Annotated in this window: 13 protein-coding genes; 6 read left to right on the forward strand and 7 right to left on the reverse strand. The window is 60.3% G+C overall.

Annotation, left to right across the window (positions count from 1 at the left end):
• Positions 1 to 10: 10 nt before the first annotated feature.
• Both RD1_RS15250 and RD1_RS15255 read right to left on the reverse strand, forming a co-directional pair.
• Positions 11 to 1585, reverse strand: a complete 1575-nt coding sequence (locus RD1_RS15250; RefSeq protein ID WP_011569434.1) for a Re/Si-specific NAD(P)(+) transhydrogenase subunit alpha — start codon at positions 1583 to 1585, stop codon at positions 11 to 13.
• Positions 1586 to 1710: 125 nt separating this feature from the next.
• Positions 1711 to 2160: a methyltransferase family protein gene (locus RD1_RS15255; protein ID WP_011569435.1), complete on the reverse strand. Its 450-nt coding sequence runs from the start codon at positions 2158 to 2160 to the stop codon at positions 1711 to 1713.
• A 259-nt stretch (positions 2161 to 2419) separates the two neighbouring features.
• Between RD1_RS15255 and RD1_RS15260 the strand changes: the two genes are divergently transcribed.
• Positions 2420 to 3178, forward strand: a complete 759-nt coding sequence (locus RD1_RS15260; protein ID WP_011569436.1) for an SDR family NAD(P)-dependent oxidoreductase — start codon at positions 2420 to 2422, stop codon at positions 3176 to 3178.
• Between the two features lie 129 nt (positions 3179 to 3307).
• On the opposite strand, the gene RD1_RS15265 is transcribed toward RD1_RS15260, so the two are convergent.
• The 4 genes from RD1_RS15265 to RD1_RS21180 all read right to left on the reverse strand — a co-directional run bounded on the left by RD1_RS15265 (position 3308) and on the right by RD1_RS21180 (position 6854).
• Positions 3308 to 4084 (reverse strand): gamma-glutamyl-gamma-aminobutyrate hydrolase family protein, encoded by a 777-nt coding sequence (locus RD1_RS15265; protein WP_011569438.1) that lies wholly within the window; start codon positions 4082 to 4084, stop codon positions 3308 to 3310.
• A 211-nt stretch (positions 4085 to 4295) separates the two neighbouring features.
• The gene (locus RD1_RS15270) at positions 4296 to 6443 is read right to left on the reverse strand and encodes a malate synthase G (RefSeq protein ID WP_011569440.1); all 2148 of its coding nucleotides are present in this window, start codon (positions 6441 to 6443) and stop codon (positions 4296 to 4298) included.
• Between the two features lie 80 nt (positions 6444 to 6523).
• Positions 6524 to 6676: a DUF2256 domain-containing protein gene (locus tag RD1_RS20720; protein ID WP_074958678.1), complete on the reverse strand. Its 153-nt coding sequence runs from the start codon at positions 6674 to 6676 to the stop codon at positions 6524 to 6526.
• Positions 6677 to 6686: 10 nt separating this feature from the next.
• The gene (locus RD1_RS21180) at positions 6687 to 6854 is read right to left on the reverse strand and encodes a hypothetical protein (protein ID WP_011569441.1); all 168 of its coding nucleotides are present in this window, start codon (positions 6852 to 6854) and stop codon (positions 6687 to 6689) included.
• Between the two features lie 103 nt (positions 6855 to 6957).
• On the opposite strand from RD1_RS21180, the gene pepN reads away from it, so the two are divergent.
• From pepN to RD1_RS15285, 3 genes are read left to right on the forward strand one after another with little or no spacing between them, the layout of a single operon-like run.
• The gene (gene pepN, locus RD1_RS15275; protein WP_011569442.1) at positions 6958 to 9507 is read left to right on the forward strand and encodes an aminopeptidase N; all 2550 of its coding nucleotides are present in this window, start codon (positions 6958 to 6960) and stop codon (positions 9505 to 9507) included.
• Between the two features lie 3 nt (positions 9508 to 9510).
• Positions 9511 to 10251, forward strand: coding sequence for an SDR family oxidoreductase (locus RD1_RS15280; protein WP_011569443.1), 741 nt, complete (start codon positions 9511 to 9513; stop codon positions 10249 to 10251).
• Positions 10241 to 10678 carry a hypothetical protein gene (locus RD1_RS15285; RefSeq protein ID WP_044033185.1) on the forward strand — a complete coding sequence of 146 codons (438 nt, stop codon included), beginning with the start codon at positions 10241 to 10243 and terminating at the stop codon, positions 10676 to 10678. Before RD1_RS15280 ends, RD1_RS15285 begins: the two co-directional genes overlap by 11 nt.
• Positions 10679 to 10690: 12 nt before the next feature.
• On the opposite strand, the gene RD1_RS15290 is transcribed toward RD1_RS15285, so the two are convergent.
• Positions 10691 to 11293 carry a transglycosylase SLT domain-containing protein gene (locus RD1_RS15290; protein WP_245897300.1) on the reverse strand — a complete coding sequence of 201 codons (603 nt, stop codon included), beginning with the start codon at positions 11291 to 11293 and terminating at the stop codon, positions 10691 to 10693.
• A gap of 241 nt (positions 11294 to 11534) precedes the next feature.
• Here RD1_RS15290 and RD1_RS15295 point away from each other — a divergent pair, with 241 nt between their 5' ends.
• Together RD1_RS15295 and RD1_RS15300 are read left to right on the forward strand one after the other, a co-directional pair.
• Positions 11535 to 12806 carry a hypothetical protein gene (locus RD1_RS15295; RefSeq protein WP_011569446.1) on the forward strand — a complete coding sequence of 424 codons (1272 nt, stop codon included), beginning with the start codon at positions 11535 to 11537 and terminating at the stop codon, positions 12804 to 12806.
• A gap of 13 nt (positions 12807 to 12819) precedes the next feature.
• Positions 12820 to 13302, forward strand: a complete 483-nt coding sequence (locus RD1_RS15300) for a hypothetical protein (protein ID WP_011569447.1) — start codon at positions 12820 to 12822, stop codon at positions 13300 to 13302.
• Positions 13303 to 13338 lie beyond the last annotated feature (36 nt).

The following is a 13338-nucleotide window of genomic DNA, read 5'->3' on the forward strand; positions in this document are numbered from 1 at the left end:
TCCCTACCCCTTACGATTTCTGGAACATGGCGAGCATGCGCCGTGTCACAAGGAAGCCGCCGAAAATATTGATCGACGCCATAAAGACCGACAGCGCCGCAAGAAGCGTGATCAGGAACGAGCTTGACCCGATCTGGATAATCGCGCCCAGAATGATGATCGACGAAATCGCATTGGTCACCGCCATCAATGGCGTGTGCAAGCTGTGCGCCACGCCCCAGATCACCTGGAACCCGATGAACACGGACAGAATGAACACGATGAAGTGCTGCATGAAGCTGGCAGGCGCGACAAGGCCGACCGCCAGCACCAATGCGGCACCGACCGCCAGCAAAGCCACCTGATTGCGGGTCTGCGTCTTGAATTCCGCCGCTTCCTTGGCGCGCTTCTCCTCGGCCGTCAGTTCCTTGGGCGCTTCTTTCTTGGGGGCGGCCGCGATGGCGGCAACCTTGGGCGCGGGTGGCGGGAAGGTGACTTCCTTGGCATGCGCGATCGTGGCACCGCGGATCACATCGTCTTCCATGTTGTGATTGATCACGCCGTCTTTTTCGGGCGTGAGGTCTGACATGAGGTGACGGATGTTCGTGGCATAGAGCGACGAGGCCTGCGTGGCCATGCGGCTCGGGAAGTCCGTATAGCCGATGATGGTCACGCCATTGTCCGTCACGATCTTTTCGCCCATGACCGTCAATTTGCAGTTACCGCCCTTTTCCGCAGCCAGATCGACGATCACCGATCCTGCCTTCATGGATTTCACCATGTCTTCGGTCCAAAGCTCGGGGGCTTCGCGGTTCGGGATCAGGGCCGTGGTGATGACGATATCGACCTCCGGGGCCAACTCGCGGAACTTGGCAAGCTGTGCTTCGCGGAACTCCGGGCTGGAGACCGACGCATAACCACCAGTCGCGGCCCCGTCCTGTTGCTCTTCCTCGAAATCCAGAAACACGAATTCCGCGCCCATGGATTGCACCTGTTCGGCAACCTCGGGTCGTACATCGAACGCATAGGTGATCGCGCCCAGAGACGTGGATGTCCCGATCGCAGCCAGTCCGGCGACACCGGCGCCGACAACCAGTACCTTGGCCGGTGGTACCTTGCCCGCCGCCGTGATCTGCCCGGTAAAGAAGCGACCAAAGTTGTTCCCGGCCTCGATCACAGCGCGGTAGCCTGCGATATTGGCCATGGAACTCAGCGCGTCCATCTTCTGCGCGCGGCTGATCCGGGGGATCATTTCCATCGCGATGACGGTGGCACCCTTGTCTGCGGCGGCCTTCATCTTGTCTTCATCCGCGACGGGGCTGAAGAAGGAGATCAGCGTCTGGCCCTCGCGCAGCCGTTTCATCTCGGCGTCCGAAGGCACCCGCACCTTGGCAACGATATCTGCGGCCTTCCACAGGGCAGCAGGCGTTTTGACAACCTCTACCCCTGCGGCCTCATAATCCGCGTCGGAAAAACCGGCGCTATGGCCCGCGCCGCTTTCCACCACGCATGTGTGACCAAGTTTTTGCAGTTGCAAAGCGCTGTCCGGCGTCATGGCGACGCGCGCTTCACCTTCAAAAATCTCTTTTGGTGTCCCGATCTTCAATTTTAGCTCCCCCGTCTGATACGTTTTTGAGCAATCTGGTGCACAGAAGTGCGATGTCCACTAGCGTCAACAGGGTCAAGGCACAAGGTACAAGATGGTCTGTGTTCCCCCAGAGGCCGTATATATCACAGCCAGCGGCGCGTTTTCTGGGCATATCGCGCAAAATCCGCGCGGAATGTGCGGCGTAATCTATCCTCTTCCGGGATGACAAACCGTGTTTCCAGCACCCAGAAAAGGACAGGCACCAGCACCAGTGACAAAACTGCGTCCAGCCAGAACACCAGTCCCGTGAACAACGCCAGATCACCCAGGTAGATGGGATTCCGGCTGCGCTTGAAAACGCCGGTCTGGATCAGTTGGGCGGGCGCCTGATGCGGCACGATCGTCGTTTTGTGACGCCGGAACTCCATCGCGGCCAGCAGGATCAGGACCACCCCCGCCCCCACCAGCAGCCCCGCCAGCAGCGAGGTGACGGGGTGCGCGAGGCTCAGACCGAGCGAGAAATTGCGCGCCTGCACCGCGGCAATCGTGACAAAGACCAGCGTCCAGACCGGCGGCAAATCGAGCCATTTCATTTCACGTCTCCTTTTGTGCCGGGTGTGCCGTGTTTCACTTGCATCGTCCAAGGCGTCCGGAAAACCCTGTTCGGCCGTGCATCAAGCCCTTGGGTAGCTGCAATTTCACCGACCCGCAACGCCGCGCTGTGAGGCGACAAGGCGTTGTTTCGCGACGGAACAGTAAATTCCCGCGTTGTCACGCATTTGGGATCAGACCTGCCGCTTGCGCTGCACGAAGACCACTCTAAGCTGCGGCCAACCAAAGGGAGGGACATGCATGACTCTGGCGAACGCACATGCACTTGTGACCGGTGGCGGCACCGGCATCGGGCTTGCCATCGCAAAAGACCTCGCCGCCGCGGGCGCACAAGTGACGATTACAGGACGCCGCCAGGAAGTGCTGGATGCGGTTGCGGCGCAAACTCCGGGCCTGCATGGCATGGCGATGGATGTGCGCGCGCAGGCAGATGTGATTGCCACCACCGAACGCGCCGTCGCCGCACGGGGCCCAATTCAGATCTGCATCGCCAATGCCGGTATCGCCGAGGGCCGCGCCCTGCACAAAACCGATCTGGATTTCTGGCGCAACATGATGGCGACAAACCTTGACGGCACCTTTCTGACCATCCGCGAAGCGCTCAAAACCATGCGCGGCGCACCGTGGGGCCGCGTGATTGCCGTGTCCTCGATCGCCGGGCTGCGCGGCTTGCAGGGCGCGTCGTGCTATACCGCGTCAAAACATGGCATGATCGGCCTGATCCGGGGTCTGAGCGAGGATTATCTGGGCAAGCCCATCACCTTTAATGCGTTGTGTCCAGCCTATGTGGACACGGAAATTATCACGCGCAACACGGACTCCATCGCGGCCCGCGCCGGTGTCAGCACGCAAGAGGCGCGCGACATCATGGTCTCTGCCAACCGTCACAACCGCCTGATCGCCCCGGAGGAAGTCTCGGCCGCCGCGATGTGGCTCGTTTCCGAGGCCGCCGCGAGTGTCAACGGACAGGCCATCGAAATCGCAGGCGGTCAGATGTAGCTTTATTTTTTTCAAACACCCACGCCTGTCTGAGACGTGCCGACTTAAAAACCGCTGCTCAAAGAAAGACCCGGGAAAGCACGGCAAGTGCCGAAAAAGCTGCCTGACCGAGGCAGCCCAGACTTGGGTTCAGGCGACGCGCGCCGCATGCGCCCTGCCCTTCGTGGCCCATGCGCGTGCCGCATCCCCGAAGGCCGTGAACAGCTTGCGCGACACCGGGTCTGCGGCGGCGTTATACTCAGGGTGCCACTGTACCGAGAGCGTAAATCCAGGTGCGCCCTCGATGTAGATCGCTTCGGGCGTGCCATCGGGCGCATGACCGTCAATCACGATCCGATCGCCTTCGGTTTTGATTCCCTGACCATGCAACGTGTTCGTCATCACCTCGCGCGTACCGATCAGACGATGGAAAACGCCCGCCTCGCTAAAGCGCACGGCGTGTCGCAGTTCGAATTTCTCTTCCAACGTCCCGTCGGGAGGCATCCGGTGATTCATACGGCCCGGAAGGTCCCGGATTTCAGGGTAAAGCGTGCCCCCCATGGCCACGTTGACCTCCTGAAAACCGCGACAGACCCCAAAAAACGGCTGCCCCCGCTCCACACAGGCCCGGATCAGGGAAAGCGATACCGCATCACGCGCGCGGTCGAATTCACCATGCGCGGGCGTCTCAGGCTCACCATACTCCTCGGGATGGACATTGGGCCGTCCACCGGTGAACAGAAAACCATCACAGACCTCAAGCAAATCCGGCACGCTGACGTAATTTGGATCGGACGGCACGATAAAAGGAACACATTCGGATACTTCGGCGATGGCAGCAGAATTCATCGTGCCCCCCGCATGCACGGGGTATTGATCATGCAACAGATACGCATTGCCAATAATTCCGATGACCGGACGAGCCATTCTGCATCCCTCTTGAGCGTTTCGGGTGTTATACCTTGCACGAGTTAAGGTTAACAGAGCGTGTTAGCAATGCAGATCTTGCGCCGGACCGGTCAGGCGCAGTGCGCCTGCACGCTCAAACCGGCACTTGCCGCGCAGAAAATGGTCGCGGGGCCTTGATCATGGAGACCGCCCCGCGCCTTTCAGTTTTTGCAACCTGTCAGATGGCCCCTCAGCCCTGCGCCCGGGCCTTCAACTCAAGCCGACGTGCGTGCAGAACCGGTTCCGTATAGCCCGATGGCTGCACACGACCCTTGAACACCAGATCGCACGCCGCCTGAAACGCGATGCCGTCAAATCCCGGAGCCATCGGCACATAGAGCGGATCGTCTGCGTTCTGCGCATCCACCACCTGCGCCATCTTGCGCAGCGCGGCCATCACGTCCTGCGCATCCACAACACCGTGATGCAGCCAGTTCGCGATATGCTGCGCCGAAATACGACAGGTGGCGCGGTCCTCCATCAGGCCCACATCGTTCATATCCGGTACTTTGGAACACCCAACCCCCTGATCGACCCAGCGCACCACATAGCCCAGAATTCCCTGCGCATTGTTCTCAACTTCGCGGCGCACCTGTTCCGGTGTCCATTTCTGATAGGTTGCCAGCGGAATATCCAGCACCGTGTCCACATAGGCCCGCCGCCCGCCCGCGCGCAGTTTTTGCTGCACCGCAAAGACGTCGACCTTGTGATAATGCAGCGCATGCAGCGTCGCCGCCGTCGGGCTGGGCACCCAGGCACAGTTTGCCCCTGATTTGGGGTGTTCGATCTTTTGCTCCAGCATCGCGGCCATAAGGTCCGGCATGGCCCACATGCCCTTGCCGATCTGCGCGCGCCCCGAAAGACCACATTCCAGACCGATATCCACGTTCTGGTTTTCATAGGCGCCAATCCACGCCTTGCGCTTGATGAAGTCCTTGCGGCTGAAGGGCCCTGCCTCCATCGAGGTGTGGATTTCATCGCCCGTCCGGTCCAGGAACCCGGTATTGATGAAAGCGACCCGCGATTTGGCGGCGCGAATGCATTCTTTCAGGTTCACGGACGTGCGCCGCTCTTCATCCATGATGCCCAGCTTGACCGTGTATTGCGGCAGGCCAAGCACGTTCTCGACATGCGTGAACGTGCGATCCGCAAAGGCGACCTCCTGAGGTCCGTGCATCTTGGGTTTGACCACATAGACGGACCCGGTCAGCGAATTGCCCCCCGCCCGCTTGAGATCATGCATCGCGATCAACGTGGTGATCATGGCGTCCATCAGGCCCTCAAAGACCTCGTTGCCGTCGCGATCAAGAATGGCCGGGTTGGTCATCAGATGACCGACATTGCGCACCAACATCAAGGCCCGGCCTTTCAATACGACCTCCCCGTCGTCCGGCCCGGTCAGGGTCAGATCACCGTTGAGCCGCCGGGTCAGCGTCTGACCGCCCTTTTCAAAGGATTCCTCGAGGTCGCCCTTCATCAGGCCAAGCCAGTTGGCATAGGCGACGACTTTATCTTCGGCATCCACACAGGCGACGGAATCCTCGCAATCCATGATCGCGGAGACCGCACTTTCCATCTGCACATCGGCAAGCCCTGCCTGATCGCGCCCACCAATGGCATGGGTGCGGTCAAAGACCAGTTTCACGTGCAAGCCATTGTTACGCAGAACAATGCTGTCGGGCGCTTTGGGATGGCCCGTGTAACCGATGAATTTTTCCGGGCTGACAAGGGGTTGGTCGTCCACCAGCAAGGCCCCTTTGTGCACGATGTAGCGGCGCGCATCGGCGTGACTGGTCCCGACAATCGGAAACGCCTCGTCCAGAAACACCCGCGCACGTGCAACCACGCGCGCACCGCGCCCCTGATCATACCCACCCTTGGGCGCCGGAGAGCCCATGGCATCGGTGCCATAAAACCCGTCATACAAGCTGCCCCAACGCGCGTTCGCCGCATTCAGCGCGTAACGTGCATTGGTGATGGGCACCACAAGCTGCGGACCCGGCACGCTGGCAATCTCGGGATCAACATTCGCCGTGTCGATTTCAAAGTCGGGACCCTCTTCAACCAGATACCCGATCTCGCGCAGAAACGCGGAATAGGCCTCGTGGTCATGGGGCTGGTCGCGATGTGCGATGTGCCAGTCATCGATCTTGGACTGAATGGCCGCGCGCTGTTCCAGCAATGCGCGGTTTTCCGGGCCAAACTCATGCACAAGGTCCGACAGCCCTTTCCAGAAATCAGACGCCTTTATGTCTGTGCCGGGCAATGCGCTTTCTTCTATGAAAGAGACAAGTACATCAGCGACCTGCAGTTCATGTCTGGTCTGAAATCCGGTCATGCGCGCGTTTCCTTTATTGCAGTCTTTTCACCACCTGCGCTTTAGGCAGTTTGGCGCGACGAGGCAACCGGATGTGTGCCTCATTTTGACGGCATCTTGCGCTGGCCGCTGCATTTCTTTGAACAATAGCGTACCTCGTCCCAGACCTTCTCCCATTTCTTGCGCCACGCGAAGGGCCTGCCACAGGTGGCACATATTTTCTGCGGCAGATCCGATTTGCGGCGCATACCCATGTCAAACCTCTCAAAGCTCCGGCGGCACGGCCTCTTGCAGATCCGCACCGAACCCGAATACCGCGACATAAGCCCCAATACTGACCAAAGCGATAATTCCTACGCCAATCCAGATGCCCCGGACCATTTTCCGATGGCGGTGCTTTTGGCGTTCCAATGTTACGTCAGGCGCTGACATAAAACTTCCTTTCCTGATCTTTTGTCAAACCCACCTTGCCGATGGGCACTCGCCGACTTAACGTCTGGGCGACCCTGATTGTTCCCAGAAAGATGCCAGCATCATGCGCGACGCAGCCCCCACCACGATTTACCTCAAGGATTACCAGCCATTCGGGTTCGACGTTGAGAACGTCGAGCTGACGTTTGATCTTCACCCGACGAAAACGCGCGTGAAAAGCCGCATCTCCTTTGTGCCAAAACCGGGGGCACCTGCGCAGATATTCCTTGATGGGGAAAATCTCACACTGATTTCTGCGCGTATTGATGGAACATCTGTTCAGCCCGTGATTTCCGCCGAAGGGCTGACCTGTGCTGTACCGGATGCGCCTTTTCTTTGGGAAGCGGAGGTCGAAATTGACCCCGAGAACAACACCGCCCTCGAAGGGCTGTACATGTCCAATGGCATGTATTGCACGCAATGCGAGGCGCAGGGATTTCGCAAGATCACCTATTACCCGGACCGTCCCGATGTCATGAGCGTCTTCAGCGTTGAGATCAACGGGCCCCATCCGGTGCTGTTGTCCAATGGCAATGTGATCAGCACGTCGCGGGCCCATGCCAAATGGCACGACCCCTGGCCCAAACCCGCCTATCTCTTTGCGCTGGTCGCTGGTGATCTGGTGGCGCATTCGGACAGTTTCGTCACCGCCTCGGGCCGCAACGTCGATCTGAACCTCTATGTGCGTCCCGGCGACGAGGGCAAATGCGCCTTTGGCATGCGCGCCCTCAAAGCCTCGATGAAGTGGGACGAAGAGGTTTACGGGCGCGAATACGACCTTGATCTGTTCAACATCGTGGCGGTGGATGATTTCAACATGGGCGCGATGGAAAACAAGGGCTTGAACGTGTTCAATTCCTCAGCCGTGCTCGCCTCGCCCGAGACCTCCACCGACGAAAATTTCCTGCGCATCGAGGCGATCATCGCGCATGAGTATTTCCACAACTGGACAGGCAATCGCATCACCTGCCGCGACTGGTTTCAGCTGTGTCTGAAGGAAGGGCTGACGGTCTATCGCGACAGCCAGTTCACCTCTGACATGCGCTCGGCCCCGGTGAAGCGCATCACGGATGTCATTGACTTGCGCGCGCGGCAATTCCCCGAGGATCAAGGGCCGCTGGCACATCCGGTACGGCCCGAAAGCTTTCAGGAAATCAACAACTTCTATACCGCCACTGTCTATGAAAAAGGCGCTGAGGTCATTGGCATGCTGCGCTGTCTGGTGGGGGCTGAGGCCTATGGCAAGGCGCTGGACCTCTATTTTGAACGGCACGACGGGCAGGCCTGCACGATCGAGGATTGGCTCAAGGTGTTTGAAGACACCACCGGGCGCGACCTCAGCCAGTTCAAACGCTGGTATTCGCAGGCCGGCACACCGCGCCTGACCGTCAGGGATGCATGGTATAACGGCACCTATATCCTGTCCTTTACCCAGAACCTTGCGGCCTCGGAAACAACGCCGGACCCGCAGCCACAGGTCATCCCGATTGTGACCGGACTACTCAGCCCTTCGGGAGAGGAAGTCGTGCCCAGTCAGGTGCTTGAAATGACGCAAGCGACACAGTCCTTCACCTTTGAAGGGCTTAAGGAACGGCCCGTCCCTTCGGTGCTGCGCGGCTTTTCGGCCCCCGTTGTGCTTGAAAGTGAACTTGCGGCAGATCATACGGCCTTCTTGCTGGCCCATGACACGGACCCGTTCAACCGGTGGGAGGCCGGGCGCAGCCTTGCGCGCGCGAGCCTGCTCAAGATGATCACGGAGGGTGCCGCACCCGATCCGGCCTATCTGGATGGCATCCATGCGGTCATGGGGGATGCAACACTCGATCCGGCCTACCGCGCGCTGATGCTCAACCTGCCGGGGCAATCCGATCTGGTGAAATCGCTTTGTGACATGGGCGAAACGCCCGATCCGCAGGCCATCTGGGAAGTTTGCCGGGCCATGAGCCACGTACAGGCGGAGCGGTTGCAAGATATATTGCCCGCCCTCTTTGATGCCCATCAGGTGACAGAGCCCTACGAACCAAATGCCGATCAATCCGGGCGGCGCAGTCTGGCCAATGCGGCCCTGCGGCTGGTGTCGCTGATCGACGGCCCTGACCGGGCGCGCGCGCAGTTCACCAGTGCCGACAATATGACACAGCAACTTTCAGCGCTTGGCGTGTTGTTGCGCATCAATGAGGGCGCGGATGAGCTTGCGGCCTTTGAGCAACAGTGGAAACACGACCGGCTCGTGATGGACAAATGGTTCGGGATGCAGGTGATACATGCCGACCCAGACAAAACCGCTGCGACCGCTGCCCGCCTGACCGAGCATCCGGATTTCAACTGGAAGAACCCCAACCGCTTCCGCGCCGTGATGGGCAGCCTTGCTGCGCATCATGCGGGCTTTCACTATGCCGACGGGCAAAGCTATGACCTGATGGCTGACTGGCTGATCCGGCTTGACCCGGTCAACCCGCAGACAACCGCGCGCATGTGCGCCGCCTTTCAGACATGGCGGCGCTATGACGATAGGCGCCAGCAGAAAATCGCGGCAGCGCTCGATCGTATCCTTGCGACGCCCGGTCTGTCGCGTGACACCACCGAAATGCTGACCAGAATAAGAGGGAGCTGAGCGATGAAACCCATCATGCTGATCACAGGCGCATCCGCCGGAATTGGTGCCGCCTGCGCCACCATCGCGGCCACGCGCGGTTTCGATTTGGCGCTGAACTATCGCTCGGATGATGCGGGGGCTGAAGCGGTGGCCCAAAGCTGTCGCGCCGCAGGTGCTGAGGTGCTGCTGTGCAAGGGCGATGTATCTGACCCGGCGGCCATTGATGCGATTTATGCCAGCATTGATGCGAGCTACGGGCGGCTGGATGCGCTGATCAACAACGCAGGTGTGGTGGATCAGACCGCGAAGGTCACTGACATGAGCCATGAGCGTCTGCGCCGCATGTTCGACATCAATGTCATCGGGGCCATTCTGGTGGCCAAGGCCGCCGTGCAGCGCATGCAGGCGCAGGGCGATGGCGGGGTGATTGTCAATATTTCCTCGGCAGCAGCGCGTCTGGGGTCGGGCAATCAATACGTGGATTACGCTGCCTCCAAAGCGGCCATCGACACCTTTACCAAGGGGCTGTCGGATGAGGTCGCGGCCGATAATATCCGCGTCATGGCCATCCGCCCTGGCCTGATCGAGACCGAGCTTCACGCCAAGGGCGGCGAGCCGGGGCGTGCGGACAAGCTGGCGCATATGGTCCCGATGAAACGCAAAGGCTCTGCCGAAGAAGTGGCGCAGGCGATCCTGTGGCTGTGTTCTGACGAGGCGAGCTACGTTACGGGGTCCACGCTGGATGTGACGGGTGGACGCTGACGATTTCAGCTTTCGACGTCAAGGACGCAGCCGCGCCGCCCTTTTGACGGTTACGGGCGTTTGGAGCGTGCTGATCCTGTTGAGTATCACCGTCGATGCCGCGCCCTGGCTGATGCTGGCGGTCGCGGCTTTTACCCTGCCTGCTCTTTGGGAACTTTACAGCAACCCGGCCTCGGGCCTCGATTTTCGCCCCGATCGGATAACATGGTTCACCGGGCGCAGGCAGGCAGCGATCAACTGGTGCGAGATTGACCGCTTTCGCCTCGATACCCGGCTGGATTTTTCAGTGCGGGCGACCGCCGTTCTGACCAGTGGGCGCAAAATCAGACTGCCCTATGAATGCACGCCCCATCACGCATTGCTCGAAGCCGCGCTCAACGCCCGGGGCGTCCGCACAGAGCGACACCATTTTTCGCTGATTGGCTGAGCCAGCGGCAGATCACTGGACCTGACAAAACGGCTGATCGTTGAGCCATCCGGCGATGTCACGCTGTTTGGACGGCACACGCAACGGCCCCCAATCGGCGGCCACACCGCGCCAGCGTCCGTCGTAATCCTCGATCACACCATCGCGCGGCACCGTAACCGCCATGATCCGGATTGCGCAGCTAAGGTTTGCACCACCATCCTTGAGCGCCTCGCCCGACCCGGCCCGACAGTCATACCCGCGCGCGGTCGCAGGCGAAATCTGCAGCAGCCCGAACCACTTGCCGTTGGGGTTCACGGCCGTGGGTTTGTAGGTGCTTTCGTGTTTGGCCAGTGCGGACATGAACCCGATCCAGAAGGCTTCGCGTCCCGCTTCGTCGGCCTCCGGATAGGCCGGACACCATTTTTCAATATCTTCCGGCACCATCTGAACCAACGGCGCGCCGTGACCATCAAGCGCCTCCAGTGCCGCCTCATTCCATTCTGCCTGTCCAGGCGCCGCACTCCAGCGCATCTGTGGCAAATCCCCCTCCGACAAGGCCGCTGCATCGCCACTTGCTTGCTGACACCCGGCCAGCACAAGCGCACTCAAACATATAACAATTGCGTGTCTCATTCTGTGATATGCGTCCATTTTCACTGTTCTGACAAGACATCAGATATCAGATCGGCGGCAATCCGCAGGCCGGTTCAGGGCGATACCATGGCGGGCCGGGGCATCGTTCACGATCCCGGAACAACACCTGCATATTGTTCACCCTTCAGGGTCAATAATCGTGATATCTCCGCGTGCGCGCCTTTTTTCGGCCCCAAAGCTGCGGCATTTTCTCAACCGTCATAGTTGAGGACGCGGGTAAATGGTTTTGTCGACGATGCTGGGGTTTAAAGACCTGTTCAGGCCGGTGCGCCGTGCCGGATCGGCACCGGCAACGCCGCTGGACGCACAGGACGATGCCGATGCGCGCGCGCTCGATGCCATAACGATCCCCTGCCCTGATCCGACCGAAGAAGAACGCATTCGCGACGCGCATCAGGCGCGCGGTCAGTTCCTTGCCCGCCAAGAGAAATGGCACAGGTTGAGCCGGGAGATGGCGGTTGCCGATCTGACCCGCTCCATCACGCCGGCAGCGATGCCCGTCGCGGATTTGCTGTGTTTTGGCGCGCGTGCCGATGTGGTGGCGGCCGTTGAACATGCGTTCATGGAGGGCAGCCCGCCGCGCAGCGCGCCACTGACCGAAGGGATCGACGCGCTGGAGCGGATGATCGCCAGCGCTCCGAGCGACCCCTACCGCGCGATTACCGTGGCACAGGCGCATATGGATATCGGCTGGGCCTGGCGGCGAAGCCCCGGCAAACGTTGCGGTCCCCCCCGGAACCCACCCGCCTTTTACACGCATTTCGAGCGTGCACGCGCTATCCTTACACCATTCGCGCATCTGTCCGACAGTTCACCCCTGTTCCACACAACGTGGTGCATGCTGAACGCGCAAAGCGTGTCCCCCCCGTCGCGCCTTGCCCGGGACTATGAAACGCTGATCGACCTCAACCCGCTGAATCCGGCCTCGATGCGCGCGTTGGGAACCTATCTTTCGCCCCGCTGGTACGGCAGCCACCAGGACGTCGAGATCCAAGCCCGCCGCACCGCCGCGCGCACGCAAAACGCATGGGGGGCCGCGGGGTATGCCTGGGTGATGTTTGACACATTGGCCGATGATCCGGTCGCCTGCGCCAATCTGGACGTGGCATTTTTCATCGAGGGTCTGGAAGATATCCTGACCCGCCAGACCGATCAGCATACGGCGAATCTGGTTGCGGCCTATTGCGCCCGCACAATCGGCGCAAAGCGCACCGGCGATCCAAAGGCGGATGCTGTGCGCACCCAGATTACGGATTGCGCGCATTGGATCGTGCGCAAACACCTCAAAGAGGTGCACGCCATGGTTTGGGCCCACGCAGCCCACGGGTTTGACAACGCGATGCGCGTGCGCTCATCGCGCTGGTTTGCCGCCAAGGGGCGGCAGACCGCCCTGCGCACGCTGGCCGGTTTGTTCCGCCACGACATTGCCAGAGGACAGCGCATCACATTCACCACCGACGGCCCCGTCGTCGCAGAATACCGAAGTACATAGGAAAGGACGCATCATGGGAGAGATACCTGACGACGCCACCCATTGGGACACTGGCGACTGGATAGAATGGCATCGCACCTCTTTAGGGGTGGATCACAGACCCTGCGCGGCTGCGGCACAGGACCAGCAGGCGCAGATGACGGCCCTGCACATCAACCTGTTGCGCGCCGCCAAGGGGTATTTTGAAATGACAGGCCACCACCTGCCGGTCTACCCGCAGATCGCCCATGTGCATGCCGCGATTTTCTGCGACCTTCCTATGGACGGGCCCGACCGCACCTGCGCGCAGACCGGTGTCGAGGTCGCATGCCTTGCGCCACACAGCCCATCAGACGAGGTGGAGGTGGATCTGTCGCATGACTTTGTGACGCTGATCGTTGTGAAGATTTCGGATGACTTTACGGCGCAGGCCCGGATGATCAGCCGCGCCGATCTGCCCAAATCCAAGGACGGGCCCTATCGCGTGGCATGGCAAGCGCTGCCGCACACGTTCTAGGCCGATATGACAGGGACAGAACGCCCGGCATGCGGC

It is taken from the genome of Roseobacter denitrificans OCh 114, from assembly GCF_000014045.1.
Taxonomy (GTDB): Bacteria; Pseudomonadota; Alphaproteobacteria; order Rhodobacterales; family Rhodobacteraceae; genus Roseobacter; species Roseobacter denitrificans.